The sequence below is a fragment of the Acidovorax sp. KNOB132 genome, from assembly GCF_057541515.1.
In genome coordinates, this window is sequence record NZ_BAAJYT010000088.1 from 1 (window position 1) to 14,196 (window position 14,196).

General features: G+C 69.3%; 14 protein-coding genes and 1 pseudogene. 7 read left to right on the forward strand and 8 right to left on the reverse strand.

The window, feature by feature from the left end:
- Positions 1-66 precede the first annotated feature (66 nt).
- The 3 genes from AC27IO_RS13185 (at position 67) to AC27IO_RS13195 (ending at position 2,549) form a co-directional block, all read left to right on the forward strand.
- Positions 67-711 (forward strand): LysE family translocator, encoded by a 645-nt coding sequence (locus AC27IO_RS13185; RefSeq protein ID WP_284431390.1) that lies wholly within the window; start codon positions 67-69, stop codon positions 709-711.
- 74 nt (positions 712-785) lie between these two features.
- On the forward strand, positions 786-1,742 hold the full coding sequence (locus tag AC27IO_RS13190; RefSeq protein ID WP_498739185.1) for a threonine dehydratase: 957 nt from the start codon (positions 786-788) through the stop codon (positions 1,740-1,742).
- Between the two features lie 135 nt (positions 1,743-1,877).
- On the forward strand, positions 1,878-2,549 hold the full coding sequence (locus tag AC27IO_RS13195; protein ID WP_487114592.1) for a histidine phosphatase family protein: 672 nt from the start codon (positions 1,878-1,880) through the stop codon (positions 2,547-2,549).
- A gap of 45 nt (positions 2,550-2,594) precedes the next feature.
- Here AC27IO_RS13195 and AC27IO_RS13200 read toward each other — a convergent pair whose 3' ends face one another.
- Positions 2,595-3,497 (reverse strand): LysR family transcriptional regulator, encoded by a 903-nt coding sequence (locus AC27IO_RS13200; protein ID WP_284431386.1) that lies wholly within the window; start codon positions 3,495-3,497, stop codon positions 2,595-2,597.
- Between the two features lie 161 nt (positions 3,498-3,658).
- On the opposite strand from AC27IO_RS13200, the gene AC27IO_RS13205 reads away from it, so the two are divergent.
- Positions 3,659-4,549 (forward strand): aldo/keto reductase family oxidoreductase, encoded by an 891-nt coding sequence (locus AC27IO_RS13205; RefSeq protein ID WP_498739177.1) that lies wholly within the window; start codon positions 3,659-3,661, stop codon positions 4,547-4,549.
- Positions 4,550-4,576: 27 nt separating this feature from the next.
- Here the strand turns inward: AC27IO_RS13205 and AC27IO_RS13210 are convergent, their stop codons facing one another.
- The 3 genes from AC27IO_RS13210 to AC27IO_RS13220 form a co-directional block, all read right to left on the reverse strand.
- The gene (locus tag AC27IO_RS13210; protein WP_498739178.1) at positions 4,577-5,818 is read right to left on the reverse strand and encodes an MFS transporter; all 1,242 of its coding nucleotides are present in this window, start codon (positions 5,816-5,818) and stop codon (positions 4,577-4,579) included.
- Entirely contained in the window at positions 5,815-6,969 is a 1,155-nt protein-coding gene (locus AC27IO_RS13215; RefSeq protein ID WP_498739179.1) for an alpha/beta hydrolase, read from the reverse strand. The genes AC27IO_RS13210 and AC27IO_RS13215 overlap by 4 nt, the downstream gene beginning before the upstream one ends.
- Positions 6,970-7,074: 105 nt before the next feature.
- Positions 7,075-7,545 (reverse strand): cyclophilin-like fold protein, encoded by a 471-nt coding sequence (locus AC27IO_RS13220; RefSeq protein ID WP_498739180.1) that lies wholly within the window; start codon positions 7,543-7,545, stop codon positions 7,075-7,077.
- A 96-nt stretch (positions 7,546-7,641) separates the two neighbouring features.
- Here AC27IO_RS13220 and AC27IO_RS13225 point away from each other — a divergent pair, with 96 nt between their 5' ends.
- Positions 7,642-8,547: a LysR family transcriptional regulator gene (locus AC27IO_RS13225; RefSeq protein WP_498739181.1), complete on the forward strand. Its 906-nt coding sequence runs from the start codon at positions 7,642-7,644 to the stop codon at positions 8,545-8,547.
- 25 nt (positions 8,548-8,572) lie between these two features.
- Here the strand turns inward: AC27IO_RS13225 and AC27IO_RS13230 are convergent, their stop codons facing one another.
- Both AC27IO_RS13230 and AC27IO_RS13235 read right to left on the reverse strand, forming a co-directional pair.
- Entirely contained in the window at positions 8,573-9,094 is a 522-nt protein-coding gene (locus AC27IO_RS13230; RefSeq protein WP_284431381.1) for an HD domain-containing protein, read from the reverse strand.
- A gap of 81 nt (positions 9,095-9,175) precedes the next feature.
- A complete protein-coding gene (locus AC27IO_RS13235) occupies positions 9,176-10,051 on the reverse strand; it encodes a LysR family transcriptional regulator (protein WP_498739182.1) in 876 nt (291 codons plus the stop codon).
- Positions 10,052-10,212: 161 nt separating this feature from the next.
- Between AC27IO_RS13235 and AC27IO_RS13240 the strand changes: the two genes are divergently transcribed.
- Positions 10,213-10,605, forward strand: coding sequence for a carboxymuconolactone decarboxylase family protein (locus tag AC27IO_RS13240; protein WP_317355733.1), 393 nt, complete (start codon positions 10,213-10,215; stop codon positions 10,603-10,605).
- A gap of 13 nt (positions 10,606-10,618) precedes the next feature.
- On the opposite strand, the pseudogene AC27IO_RS13245 reads toward AC27IO_RS13240, so the two are convergent.
- Together AC27IO_RS13245 and AC27IO_RS13250 are read right to left on the reverse strand one after the other, a co-directional pair.
- A pseudogene (locus AC27IO_RS13245) lies at positions 10,619-11,472 on the reverse strand (creatininase family protein).
- Positions 11,473-11,479: 7 nt separating this feature from the next.
- Positions 11,480-12,808: a sulfatase family protein gene (locus AC27IO_RS13250; protein WP_498739183.1), complete on the reverse strand. Its 1,329-nt coding sequence runs from the start codon at positions 12,806-12,808 to the stop codon at positions 11,480-11,482.
- Positions 12,809-13,042: 234 nt separating this feature from the next.
- Between AC27IO_RS13250 and AC27IO_RS13255 the strand changes: the two genes are divergently transcribed.
- The coding region (locus AC27IO_RS13255; RefSeq protein ID WP_498739184.1) for a methyl-accepting chemotaxis protein at positions 13,043-14,196 on the forward strand (1,154 nt) is incomplete at its 3' end.

Genomic DNA, 14,196 nt, shown 5'->3' on the forward strand with positions numbered 1-14,196 from the left:
GCGCCTGCAGGCCGTGCTGGCCACGCCCCGCGGCCCCGTCACCCTCGCATCGAAGGAGCCCGTCTGATGTTCCTCTTCACCTTCCAGGAAATCCTGCTGTTCGCGTTCGCCGCGCTGGTGCTCGTGCTCACGCCCGGGCCCAACATGGTCTATTGCGTGTCCCGCAGCCTCACGCAGGGGCCGCGCGCGGGCCTGCTGTCGCTGCTGGGCGTGGTGGCCGGCTTCGGCACCCACCTGCTGGCGGCCTCGCTCGGGCTGTCGGCCCTGCTGGCCGCCGTGCCCATGGCGTTCGATGCGCTGCGCATCGCCGGCGCGGCGTACCTGCTGTGGATGGCGTGGCAGGCCGTCAAGCCCGGCGGCTCCGCGCCGTTCCAGGCCCGCGACCTGCCGCACGACGCGCCGCGCAAGCTGTTTCTCATGGGCTTCATGACCAGCGTGCTCAACCCCAAGGTCGCCATGTTCTACCTGTCGTTCTTCCCGCAGTTCCTGCACCCCGAACGCGGCCACCTGCTGCTGCAAAGCCTCGCGCTCGGGGCCGTGCAGATCACGACCAGCGCCACCGTGAACGCACTGCTGATCCTGTTCGCCGCCCAGGTGGCCCGGTTCCTGCACCGCAGCGAGGGCTGGGTGCGCGCCCAGCGCTACGTGATGGGCACCGTGCTCGGCCTGCTCGCGCTTCGCATCCTGTCCGAAAAGAAAGCCACCGCATGAACGCCCCCACCACCGCCATCGACGCCTTCGCTCCCGCATCGGCACCCGCCACGGACAGCGCGGGCCTGCACGCCATGGCCGCACTCCCCACGCTCGCCGACATCGAGGCCGCCGCCCAGGTGGTGTACGCGGACTTCGCCCCCACGCCCCAGTACCGCTGGGCGCTGCTGGGCGAGCGGCTGGGCACCGAATGCTGGCTCAAGCACGAGAACCACACGCCCGTGGGCGCTTTCAAGATCCGCGGCGGGCTCACGTACTTCGACCAGCTCGCCCGGCGCGGCGCGCTGCCGCGCGAGGTGGTCAGCGCCACGCGCGGCAACCACGGCCAGAGCATGGGCTGGGCCGCGCGCCGCCACGGCGTGGCCTGCACCATCGTCGTGCCGCGCGGCAACTCGGTGGAAAAGAACGCCGCCATGCGCGCCCTGGGCGTCACCCTGATCGAGCATGGCGACGACTTCCAGGAGGCGCGCGAGCACGCCATCCAACTGGCGGCCGACCGCGGCGCGCACATGGTGCCCAGCTTCCATGCCGATCTGCTGCGCGGCGTGGCCACGTACTGGTGGGAATTCCTGCGCGCGGTGCCGCAGATGGCGATCGCCTACGTGCCCATCGGCCAGGGGTCGGGGGCGTGCTCGGCCATCGCGGCCAAGCGCGCGCTGGGCCACGGCGTTCGCATCGTCGGCGTGGTCAGCGCCCATGCCACCACGTATGCCGACTCCATCGCCGCCGGCCACGTGGTCGAGGCCCCGGTCACCACGCAGCTGGCGGACGGCATGGCCTGCCGCGTGGCCGACCCGGCCGCGCTCGCCATCCTGGCGCCGCACCTGGACCACGTGGTGAAGGTGACCGACGCCGAAGTGGCCGCCGCCATGCGCGCCCTGTTCACCGACACGCACAACGTCGCCGAAGGCGCGGGCGCCGCCGCATTCGCCGCCGCGATGCAGGAGCGCGGATCGCTCACCGGCCTGCCCGTGGGGCTGGCGCTCACGGGCGGCAACGTGGATGCGGCGATGTTCGCTGGCGTGCTGTGAACTGCGGACTCGGCACAACACCTGCATCGAAATGCCTTCCACCGCAATCGACACTAGGGCGTATAGCTATAAAAATAATAGCACTCGTCACCCGCGAGACAAAGGCGCGCCCAGGCCCCGCCCAGAATCGCCGGCATGGGAACCCTCTACCTCGTGCGCCACGGCCAGGCCTCGTTTGGCGCGGATGACTACGACCAGCTGAGCCCGCGCGGGCGCGAGCAGGCGGTGCGCCTGGGCGAGTACTGGCGGGCCCGCAACGTGCGCTTCGATGCGGTGATCACCGGCACGCTGCGCCGCCATGTGCAGACGCTGGAGGGCATCGCCGAGGGCCTGCAGATCACGCCGCAGCCACTGGCCCTGCCCGCACTGAACGAGTACGACAGCGCGGCGCTCATCGCCGCCATCCATCCCCACCCGCTGCCCCCGCCCGACACGCCCGAGCGGTACCGGCACCACTTCCGGCTGCTGTGCGATGCGCTGGCGCAGTGGATGGGCGGCACGATCAGCCCGGCGGGCATGCCCAGCTGGGTGGCGTTTTCCAGCGGCATCCGCGCGGCGCTGGAGCATGTGCGCCGCCATCACGTGGGACACCACGTGCTGCTGGTGTCCAGCGGCGGGCCGATCTCCACCGCCGTGGGCGAGGTGCTGAGCACGCCGCCCGAAGTGACGATCGCGCTCAACATGCGCATCCGCAACAGCGCGGTGACCGAGTTCAGCATCGCCCCCAAGCGGCTCATGATGCAGACCTTCAACACGCTGCCGCACCTGGACACCGAAGAACACGCGAGCTGGGTGACGCACGCCTGACCCGATGCGGGCGGCGCCCGCGCGCAGCGTGCGCTCGGCGCGCGTTCAGGGCGCGCCCTGAATGAAGTCCACGAAGGCCCGCAGCGGTGCCGGCACCAGCCGGCGGCCGGGGTAGTACAGGAAGGGGCCGGAAAAGCGCAGCCACCAGGGTTCGAGCACCGGCTCCAGTGCGCCGCTGTCCAGGTGGGGCCGCAGCCATTCCTCGAAGAGGTACACCACGCCGGCGCCGGCGATCGCGGCATCCACCGCCAGGTCAGCCGCCCCGCCGAGCCGCACGATCAGCCGCCCGGTCACATCGACACGCACCACGGCTTCCTCCCCGCGCTGGAATTCCCACAGCGGCATGGCCCCGCTGGCAAAGCGCCCCCGCAGGCAGTGGTGCGCCAGCAGGTCGCGGGGGTGCTCGGGCCGGCCATGGCGATCCAGGTAGGCCGGGGCCGCCGCCGCGGCGAAGCGCTGCACGCGGGGCCCGATGGGCACGGCGATCATGTCCTGCTCCAGCCGCTCGTCGTAGCGGATGCCCGCATCGCAGCCGGCCGCCAGCAGGTCGACGAAGCCATCCTCCGAGATGATCTCCAGGGAAATGTCCGGATAGGCGGCGAGAAAGCGCGGCACGATGGACGGGAGCACGAGGCGCGAGGCGCTGACGGGCACGTTCAGCTTGAGCGTGCCGACGGGCCGGTCGCGAAAGCCGTTCACCACGTCGAGCGCCGACTGCACCTCGGCCAGCGCCGGGCTCAGCCGCTCCAGCAGGCGCTGGCCGGCTTCGGTCGGCACCACGCTGCGCGTCGTGCGGTGCAGCAGCCGCACGCCCATCTGCGCCTCCAGCCGGCGCACCGCCTCGCTCAGGGCGGAGGCGCTCGCGCCGCTCAGGCGCGCGCCCTCGCGAAAGCCCCTGGCCCGCGCCACCGCCACGAAGGCGTTCAGATCACCGAGGTCCACATTCATTGTTTTGAATTCCGCACAGCTTGTGCCGATTATTTTGGCTTATCAAACAGTGGGTGCCTGCCTAGACTGGGCCGAAGGCTGAGAAAGCGCCCGAACGACACGCCGCACCGGCCCCTTCGGCTCTCCCCATTCCCCATCACGATCGCCACGAAAGCACCGCCATGACCACCGCCATCCTTTCCCCCGCCGCCCCCCTTCACTACCCCCTGGGCGACCGCAGCGTCCACCGGCTCGGCTACGGGGCCATGCAGCTCGCGGGGCCCGGCGTATTCGGCCCGCCCAAGGACCGGAGCGCAGCGGTGGCCGTGCTGCGCGATGCGGTGGAGCGTGGGGTGAACCACATCGACACCAGCGATTTCTACGGCCCGCACATCACCAACCAGATCGTTCGCGAAGCGCTCGCGCCCTACCCGGGCGATCTGGCCATCGTCACCAAGATCGGTGCGGTGCGGGACGCCCAAGGCGGCTGGCTGCCCGCGTTCTCGGCCGAGGCGCTGCAACAGGCGGTTCACGACAACCTGCGCAACCTCGGCCTCGACGCGCTGGAGGTGGTGAACCTTCGCGCCATGTTCAGCGTGCACGGCCCTGCCGAAGGATCCATCGAAGCGCCGCTCACTGCGCTGGCCGAGCTGCAGCGCCAGGGCCTGGTGCGCCACATCGGCCTGAGCAACGTGACCCCAGCGCAGGTAGCGCAAGGCCGCGGCATCTGCCGCATCGCCTGCGTGCAGAACCACTACAACCTCGTGCACCGCAGCGACGACGCGCTGATCGACGCGCTGGCGCAGGACGGCATTCCCTATGTGCCTTTCTTTCCGCTGGGGGGCTTCACGCCGCTGCAGTCGTCCGCATTGTCCGGCGTGGCCGAGCGCCTGGGCGCCACCACGATGCAGGTGGCGCTGGCCTGGCTGCTGCGCCGCTCGCCCAACATCTTGCTGATCCCCGGCACATCGTCGGTGGCGCACCTGCGTGAGAACCTGGCCGCAGCCACGCTGCCATTGCCGCCCGATGCGATGCAGGCGCTGGACCACATGGCCGACGCCTCCGGGCATTGACGGCAGGGCCGGCCGGTCGGCGCCGGGTCATGGGCCGGCTTGCGCGCCGGCCGCAGCCGAAGGGTCCGCCCGCGCGGTGAAGCCCACTGACATGGCGGCGACCAGCAGCATGCCGGCCGCCGCCGCGAAGGTGCTCTGGTAGCCGCTGGCATCGAACAGCCAGCCACCGGCAGTGGAGCCGAGCGCGATGGCCAGTTGCACCACCGCCACCATCAGGCCGCCACCGGCTTCGGCATCCTGCGGCAGCGTCCGCGCCACCCAGGTCCACCAGCCGACAGGCGTCGCGGTGGCCACCAGGCCCCATGCGCCCAGCAAGGCCGCCACGGCGGTGCCTTGCGAACCCCAGGCGATCAGCGCCACCGCGACCAAGGCCATGGCCACCGGCGCGCCCGCCAGCGTGGGGTAGAGGCTTCTTTTCAGCAGCACGCCGATGGCGGTGGTACCGACGGCGCCTGCCACGCCGATGCAAAGCAGCATGAGCGACAGCGTGGAAACGCCCACCCGCGTCACCGTTTCCAGAAACGGGCGAAGGTACGTGAACAGCATGAACTGCCCCATGAAGAACGCACCGACCGACAGCATGCCCCGCCGGACCGCCCGGCGCTGGAACAGCCGGAACACGTGGGCCGAACCCGCCGCACGCGGTCCGGCCGGCAGGGGCGGCAGGCTCACCCATTGCCAAACGAAGGCCACGACCGCCACCGGCACCAGGCACAGGAAGGCACCGCGCCACCCGATGACCGCGCCCAGGTAGCTGCCCAGGGGCGCTGCGACCACCGTGGCCAGCGCGTTCCCGCCATTGAAGACCGCCAGGGCCTGCGGCACCTGCGGGCCCGGCACGAGCCGCATGGCCGTGGCCGCCGACAAGGACCAGAACCCACCCACGACCACCCCGATGAGCGCGCGCCCCGCCAGGTACGTGGCGTAGTTCGGCGCCAGGGCGATGACGGCGCCGGAGAGGCACATCAACCCGGTCAGCCCCAGCAGGAGCGTCCTGCGGTCCATGCGCCCGGCCACGCTGGCGATGGACAGGCTCGCCAGAACCGCGAACGCCCCCGACACCGCGATGCCCCGCCCCGCCAGCCCTTCGGTCACGCCCAGGTCGGCGGCCATGGGCGTCAGCAGGCTGACGGGCATGAACTCCGACGCGATCAGCGCAAACACGCACAGCGCCATTGCGAAAATACCGCTCCAGCCAGCGGGGTGCGTTGGCGCAGTGGTGCCGCTGCTGGAGGCGTCGCACGGCTGCGCCGTCACGCGCGCCGTCATGCGGGACCCACGGCCGATGGCTGGAGGTGGGTGCGAAAGAAGGTGTTCAGCGTGTCCCAGGGGATGAGGTTCACCCGGTCGTACAGGTCCACATGGCCCGCGCCGGGCACGATGTGCAGGGTCTTCGGTTCAGCTGCGCGCTGGTAGGCGTCTTCGCTGAACTCCCTGGAATGCGCATGGTCGCCGGTGATGAACAGCAGCGGCCGGGGCGATATCGCCTCGATGTCGGCGAACGGGTAGAAGTTCATGAACTTCACGTTGCTCGTGAGCGTGGGTTTCGTGGTCCGTGCGGGCGACTGGCCAGGCGGCGTGTACTCACCGCGCGGCGTGCGGTAGAAGGCATAGAACTCGCGCTCGATGGCGGTGGAGTTCGGCGTCAGTGCCAGCACGGTACCGCCGGTGTAGCGGGTTTCGCCGCCTGTGAATTCCGCATCGCGCTGCTCCGCGGCCTCGGCGATGGTTGCCTTGCGCTGGTCGAGAGTCTGCGCCTTGCGCAACCCGTTGCGGTTGACCGCACCCATGTCGTACATGCTCACCGTGGCAATGGCTTTCATGCGCGGGTCGATCTTGGCGGCGCTGATCACGAAGCTGCCGCTGCCGCAAATCCCGATGGCACCGATGCGATGGCGGTCCACCCCTGGCTGGGTGCCCAGGAAGTCCACCGCGGCGCTGAAGTCTTCGGCATAGATGTCCGGCGACACCGCGTTGCGCGGCTGGCCGGCGCTGCCGCCCCAGAACGACAGGTCCAGCGACAGGGCGATGAAGCCCTGCTCGGCCATCCTGGTGGCGTACAGGTTTGCGCTCTGCTCCTTCACCGCACCCATGGGATGGCCCACGATGATCGCAGCCGCCTTCTGGCCGCGGTGCAGACCGCGCGGAAGGAACAGATTGCCCGCGACCTCCATGCGGTACTGGTTCTTGAAGCCCACCTTCTGCACGAGAACCCGGTCGCTGCGGTAGAAATTCTCGGCATCGGCCGGCACAAGGTCGCCCGCCTGCGCATCGGCCGCAAAAGCCGCGCTGGTGGTGGCGGACCACACGCCCAGCGCCGCCGCATGGGTGCCCGCGGTCTTGAGGAAATCGCGCCGGCCCGAGGCGGGGCCGCCAGGCAGGTCTTCGGTGTGCGAAAGGTGGTCGGTGGGGTGGTTCATGGAGGGCTCCTGTGGCAATGAAAAAGGCGAGCAAAACCATGGCGCGCTCGATGGCGCCACTGGCGGGGTGTTGGCGGATGGCGGGGTGGGCGCGGGGTTCGGAGGTCAGTCCGGCAGGCGCTCGATGCGCACCGGGAACGGCCCCTGGCGCTGCAGCGTCGCGAGGCCCGTGTCCACCCGGCCCAGCCGCAAAAGCCCGCGGGCATAGACGTCATCGCCGACGAAAACCGCCAAGTTGCCCCACGGCGCGTAGAAAGCGATGTCACCCCTGCGAGGCGCAATGCCGTCCGGCGACCCCGCCGCCGAGAGCTTGGCCGGCAAGGGGGCGATGCGTTCCACCCCCGCGTAGTTCTCCAGCGTGAGAGTCAGTGGCAACAGTGCGGCGAAATCACGGCTGGCGGCGCTGTCGTTCAACGTGGCCGTGGCCGTCTCGCCACCGACCTGCAGGCGGATCTTCATAGGGGTGCCCTGAGCGAATGAGGCAGCGGCCAGCGAAGCACACAGCCCGACCGCCAGCGCAGCGCCGCAGGCCAGCGCCGTGCGCCGAAGAAAGGGAATGCGGTTGCTGTCTGCCATGCCGGGAAGTTTGCCAAGGCATCGCCGGGCCGACTAGATAATGAATGCTTAATAGATTTATCAGCCTCACTAATCAATCAAAAGGCGGGCACGCACATGGCACGGCGCAACCTCAACGATCTGCTCGCCTTCATCACCGTGGCGCGCGAAGGCAGCTTCACCCGCGCTGCCGCCACTTTGGGTGTGACGCAGTCGGCCCTCAGCCAGGCCCTGCGGGGGCTGGAAGAGCGGTTGCAGATCCGACTGCTCACCCGCACGACGCGCAGCGTCTCGCCCACGCCGGCCGGGGAGCGGCTGATGCACGCCATCGGCCACCGCTTCGACGAGATCGAGGCGGAACTCGACGCCCTCACCGCGCTGCGCGACAAGCCGGCCGGCACGGTGCGCATCACCTGCGGTGACAACGTGATGCACACCGTGCTGCTGCCCAAGCTCATGCCGCTGCTGCACGCGTACCCGGACGTCACGCTGGAGTTCGACATGAACTACGGTTTTCGCGACATCGTGGCCGACCGGTTCGACGCCGGCGTGCGCCTGGGCAACACCATCGACAAGGACATGATCGCCGTGCCCATCGGCCCGCCGCTGCGCATGGCCGTGGTGGCATCGCCCGCGTACTTCGCGGCCCACCCGGCACCGAAGACGCCGCACGATCTGACGGCCCACCGCTGCATCAATCAGCGCATGCCCACCTCCGGCGGGCTGTACGTGTGGGATTTTTCCCGGCGCGGCAAGGTGGTCAACGTGCGCGTGGACGGCCCGCTGATCTTCAACACCGCACCGCCCCAGATCGACGCCGCGCTGGCCGGGCTGGGAATCACCTTGCTGCCCGAGGATGAACTGGGGCCTCACATCGCAGCAGGCCGGCTGGTGCGGGTGCTGGAAGACTGGTGCCCGCCCTTCGCCGGCTACCACCTCTACTACCCCAGCCGGCGCCAGCCCTCGCCCGCGTTTTCACTCGTTCTGCAGGCGCTGAGGCTGGGGGCATCGGGCCGGCAATAGGCCCTGCGCAGCGTGCGCCGGCGGCTCAGGCGCCTGGCGGCAGCGCGTCTTCGCTCAGCAGGCGGTCCAGTTCGGTCCACAGTTCGTCGCACAGACCGGGGCGAAACGCGGACGCCTTGAACACCGGGTGCTCGCCTTGGTACACGGCCCACATCGGGCGGTTGGCATCCGCCACGCACGCCCGCACGTTGCACAGCCGGTCCGCCACCTTCACCACCAGCGCCAGGTGCTGCGGCTCCGTCACCCGGGCCAGCTTGGCGTACGTCTTGGTCTTGCGCTCTTTCCGCGTCTCGCCCGGTTCGTCGGTGAGCAAGGCGACGCAGTCGGCCACCCGATCGCCGAAACGTGCCCGCACGTCGTCCACCGTGGCGCCCGTGTCTTCGACCACATCGTGCAAATAACCGATGAGCTGAGCGTCTTCACCGTACGGCGCGAGCACCGCCGCGACCGCATCCAGATGGTGCGAATAGGGAAGCGCCCCGTATCGCTGGGCGCCGTGCATGCCGACGGCGTAGGCGCGGGCCACGGAGAGTTTGGAGGTCTGCATGGGGAGAGTGTGATTCAGCGGTGGGCGGAGAGAACGCGGGAGATCTGGTGAAGTGGCACAAGACGTAAAAAGCCGCGCCAGCTAACGCGCTGCGGCAACGAGCCCTTGGCGCATGGCCTGGCGACCCGCGCGCGTGGCCAGGCCGATGCCCACCGACAGCGCACCGCCCTCCGCCAGGGCGCGGTACACCACGCCCGTTCGCCGCAGACTGGTGAACGACTTCGGCAGCAGCGCCACGCCGCGGCCATTCGCCACCTCCGCCAGCAGCACATGGTGGTCGGTCGGCTCCCTGAGCTTTTTTGGCGCGAAGCCATGGTGCGAGAACACCTGCTGGCAATGGTCGTAGAAAGCGGGTTGGCGCGCCCGCTCGAACCAGAAGACCGTTTCGTGCGCGAGGTCGGCCAGGCGAAGCCCCTTGCGCCTGGCCAGCGGATGCGCGGACGGCAGGGCGACCACCATCGGCAGGCGATCGAGCTCGACCACTTCGAGGCCCGGCGCACGGGTGGGCAGCGCGACGAACGCCGCGTCCAGCTTGCCGCTGCCCAGTTGGCGCACCAAGCGGGGGGACGTGTCGGAAACGATGGAGACCGTGGTGCCAGGGTGGGTCGCCTGCACACGCTGCGCCAGCCCGCGAAACCAGGCGGGTTCCACCGCGCTGGTAAGGCCCAGCCGAAGCGTGGCAGGCATGCCGGGGCTGGCGAGAGCGGCCTGCGCGTCGCGAAGCAGCTTCGCAGTCCCGCGCGCGTAGGGCACCAGCCGGTGGCCCGCATCGGTGAGGCTCACGCCTTTCGTGTTGCGGTCGAACAGCCGCACGCCCAAGCGCTCTTCCAGCTCCCGGATGGCACGGCTCAAGGGCGGTTGCGACAAGTGGAGCGTTTCAGCCGCCTGCCGAAAGCTCAGCGCATCCGCCACGGCGAGGAACAGCGCGAGCGAGCGGGAATCCAGGAGGTTATTCATATCAAAAAGGTATCACGAAATAGATCATTCCCTGCGCGGCGGCCGCTCCCTACATTGAGCGGCTTCGACATCTTTCAGAGAAATACCATGGCCTTTTCCTTCTGCCCTCGTGCCGCCGTTTCGCGCGGTACGGAACCGTGCGAACACCCAGGGAGCGCCCGATGAGCAACGAACGCTACGAGCGCGGCATGCGCATGCTGGGCGCCGTGGACGGGCCGGCGGGCCTGGCGGTGGTCGAGGGACTGGCGAAGTCGTTCCCCGACTTTGCGCGCTACCTGCTGGAGTTTCCGTTTGGCGACATCTATGCCCGTGAGGGTCTGGGCCTGCGTGAACGCGAGCTGGCCACGGTGGCCGCGCTGTGCGCGCTGGGCCATGCCCTGCCGCAGTTGCGGGTGCACGTGCATGCGGCGCTGCATGTGGGTTGCAAGCCGGGCGAGATCGTGGAAGTGGTGATGCAGATGGCGGTCTATGCCGGGTTTCCGGCGGCACTCAACGGCTTGTCGGTCGTTCGCGAAGTGTTCGCGGAATCGGGCATCGCACTGCCGCTGGCTTAAACCCCGCTACACCTCATGACGACCCGCGGGCCACGACCGTGTCCAGCGGCAGCGCGTGAATCTCACCCAGCAATTGGGCCAGTCCTGCCGCCGCGGCTTCGACCACCGCCCGGCCTTTTTCGGCCGTCGCGCCGGCCGCATTGCCCACCGCGCCGGCCGGGTGGTAGTCCTGCATGGCCCAGCCCATCTTGGCGCTCTTGCCATTGCCCAGGAGGGCGTAGCGCTCCGCCCGGTCCTGCGAGGTGGAGCGCCAGTGCTGCGCGTGCGCCATGTGCACGGTGCCGGGGGCGAGGTGCAGCATCATCGACGTCTCGATCTCGCCGCCGTGGATGCCGAAGCGGTGCTCCTCGGCGCTGAATTGCGCGCTCACGGCCTCGGGCAGCGGCAGGCTGAACCAGCTGGCGCTGTACACCAGCAGGCCACAGTGCTGGCGCAGCTCGCGCGCCACGATGTCCATCACGCTCACCTGGCCGCCGTGGCCGTTGAGCAGCAGCAGTTTCTTCACGCCCGCGCGGCCACGCATTCGCCCAGTTCCGTCCACAGCGCGATGAGGGTGGCGGGCTTGAGCGTGAGGGTGCCGGCATAGGCCGTGTGCTCGGTGCTCAGGCCCACGTTCTGCGGCGGCAGGAACAGCGCCGGCACCTCGGCCGGCAGTTGCGGCAGCGCGGCATCGATCACGCCCTGCAGCAGGGCCGCGTCCACGCTGAGCGGCAGGTGGGGGCCATGCTGCTCGATGGCCGCCACCGGCAGCACGGCGACGGTTTGCGCCGCCCGGCCCGAGGCCTGCGCCTGCGCGAAATCGCGGGCGGACCATTCGGCCCAGAAGCGGGAAGGCGGGGCCGGGAGCCCGGTGCGGGGTGAGGTCATGGGCGGTTCAGAAGGTGGCGTGCGGCAATTCGTTGCGGGTGAACACGAGCGAGACCTTGGCCTCCGGCGGGATCGCGGGCAGCTGTGCATCCCACGCCTGCCACGCGGCGCGCAACTCGGCCAGGCGCGCGGGCTCGCGATCGCGCAGGTTGGCGCGCTCGCGCGGATCGGCCACCACGTCGAACAGGTATTCCACGCCGTCCACCTGCAGGTACTTGTGGCGGCCGCGCACCAGCGCGCGCTGCTCGCGGTGCTTCATGCGCCAGCACAGGTCGCGCTCCGGGTTCCACGCGGGGTCGTCGAACAGCGGCAGCAGGCTGGTGCCGTCCAGCGGGTAGTCGGGGTGGGCCGCCACGCCGGCCGCGTCGAGGAAGGTGGCGGTCCAGTCCATGGTGAGGCTGGGCGTGTCGCTCACGCGGCCCGGAGCGATGCGGGCGGGCCAGCGCGCCAGCAGCGGCACGCGGATGCCGCCCTCCAGCAGGTCCATCTTCTGGCCCACGAACGGCCAGTTGTTGGAATAGCGCTCGCCGCCGTTGTCGCTGGTGAAGACGATCAGGGTGTTTTCGGCCAGGCCCTTTTCCTGCAGCGCATCCAGCACCCAGCCGATGCCTTCGTCCATGTGGTGGACCATGCGCTGGTAGGTTTCCAGGCTGCCGCCGTCGATGTGCTTGCCGAAACCGGCGAGCCGCTGCGATTCGGCGCGGTCGTCCCGCGTGAGCCAGGGCCAGTGGGGCGCGCTGTAGTGCAGGCTCAGCAGAAAGGGGCGGTCCGCCGACTGATCGCGCACGAAGTCCACCGCCCGGCGGCTGAGCAGGTCGGTGAGGTAGCCGTCTTCGGTGTGCTCGGTTTCGTTGACCCAGAAGTCCGGGCGGCCGCGCGGGTCGCAATGCGCGAAGTAGTCCGAGCCGCCGGCATGGAAGCCATAGAACGTGTCGTAGCCGGACATGCGCGGGCCGAAGTGCGGCGGGTAGCCCAGGTGCCACTTGCCCACCAGGGCGGTGGCGTAGCCCGCGTCGCGCAGCAGCGAAGGCAGCGTGGGGTGGCCGGGTGGCAGGCCCAGCACCTTGTCGCCGTGCACGCTGGCCAGCGGCTCCTCGGCCGCGCCGCGCAGGCGGTACTGCCAGCGCCCCGTGGCCAGTGCGAACCGCGTGGGGGAGCACACGGCCGAATTGGAATAGCCCCGCGTGCATCGCAGGCCTTCGGCCGCCAGCGCGTCCAGGCGCGGCGAGACATCCACGGGCACGCTGTAGGCATCGCGGGCGCCGGTGCAGCCCAGGTCGGCATAGCCCAGGTCGTCGGCAAGGATGAAGATCAGATTGGGGCGGGAGGACGTCATGGACCGGTCGCAGTAAGGGGATTGGCGCGAAGTGGGACGGCGCAAACCAGCAAGGGGCCCTCGATTGTCGCCGCCTGCCCGGCACCTGAACGCCCGTCCGCTCGCCATCCGCGCACCGGCAGGCTGGTTTGTGTCCTACAGATCGATTACATCAGAGGATTAAAAATTACACATTGACACACACCCATCCCGCCGGCCAAATCGGCATTCGACTCTAGCGAAAAGGCTGCATCCATGAACTTCTTCCAACGCATGAAACTGGGCACCTTGCTGGGCTCGGGTTTTGCTCTCGTGATCGCCATCGGCTTCCTGGTGGCCGCCTTCGGACGGGTACAACTCGATCACATCGGCGGCAACATCAAGCTGCTGTCGCATGAGCGCATCGCCAACCTGCTGGTGCTGCAGGAGATGAAGGACGGCATCAACACGGTGGCCCGGGCCGCACGCAACATCGCGCTGCTGGAAGACATTCCGCAGATGGCCGATGAAAAACGCCGCATCGACAAGGCCCAGGCACGCAATGCAGAACTGCTCAGCCAACTGAACCAGCGCATGACCAGTCCCGAGGCAAAAGCCCTGGTTGCCCAGATCGGGCAGGCGCGGCCGGCCTATGTGGAGGCCCTGAACAAGGCCGTCGACCTGGGCCTGGCCAACCAGAACGATCAGGCACGCGAGCAGTTGCTCGGCCCGGTGCGCCCTGTGCAAGCCGCTTATTTCAAGGCGCTGGACGACCTGGTCGACTACCAGAAGGCCGCCACCGTGCGCACGGCCGACGAGTCCGAGAAGGACGCGGTCGCCGCAGGCACGCTGATGCTCGCGCTGGCCGCCCTCGCGGCCGCCGCAGGCGCCATGGTGGCCTGGGCCATCACCCGGCAGATCAAGGGGCAGCTGGGCGGCGAGCCGGCCTATGCCTCCGAGGTCGCGCAGCAGGTGGCCAACGGCAATCTGGCGGTCGGCGTGCAACTGCGCCAGGGCGACACCCACAGCGTGCTGGCGGCCATGAACGCCATGCGCACCAGCCTGAGCGGGATCGTGAGCCAGGTGCGCGAAAGCAGCGAATCCATCGCGACCGGCGCCGGGCAGATCGCCACCGGCAACGCCGACCTGAGCCAGCGCACCGAAGAGCAGGCCTCCAACCTGCAGCAGACGGCGGCATCAATGGAAGAGATGACCTCCACCGTCAAGCAGAACGCCGACACCGTGCGCACCGCCTCGCAACTGGCGAGCTCGGCCAGCGCCACCGCCTCCAAGGGCGGCGAGGTGGTGGGCAATGTGGTGCGCACCATGGAAGACATCACCGCCAGCTCGCGCCGCATCAGCGACATCATCGGCGTGATCGACTCCATCGCGTTCCAGACCAACATCCTGGCGCTGAACGCCGCGGTGGA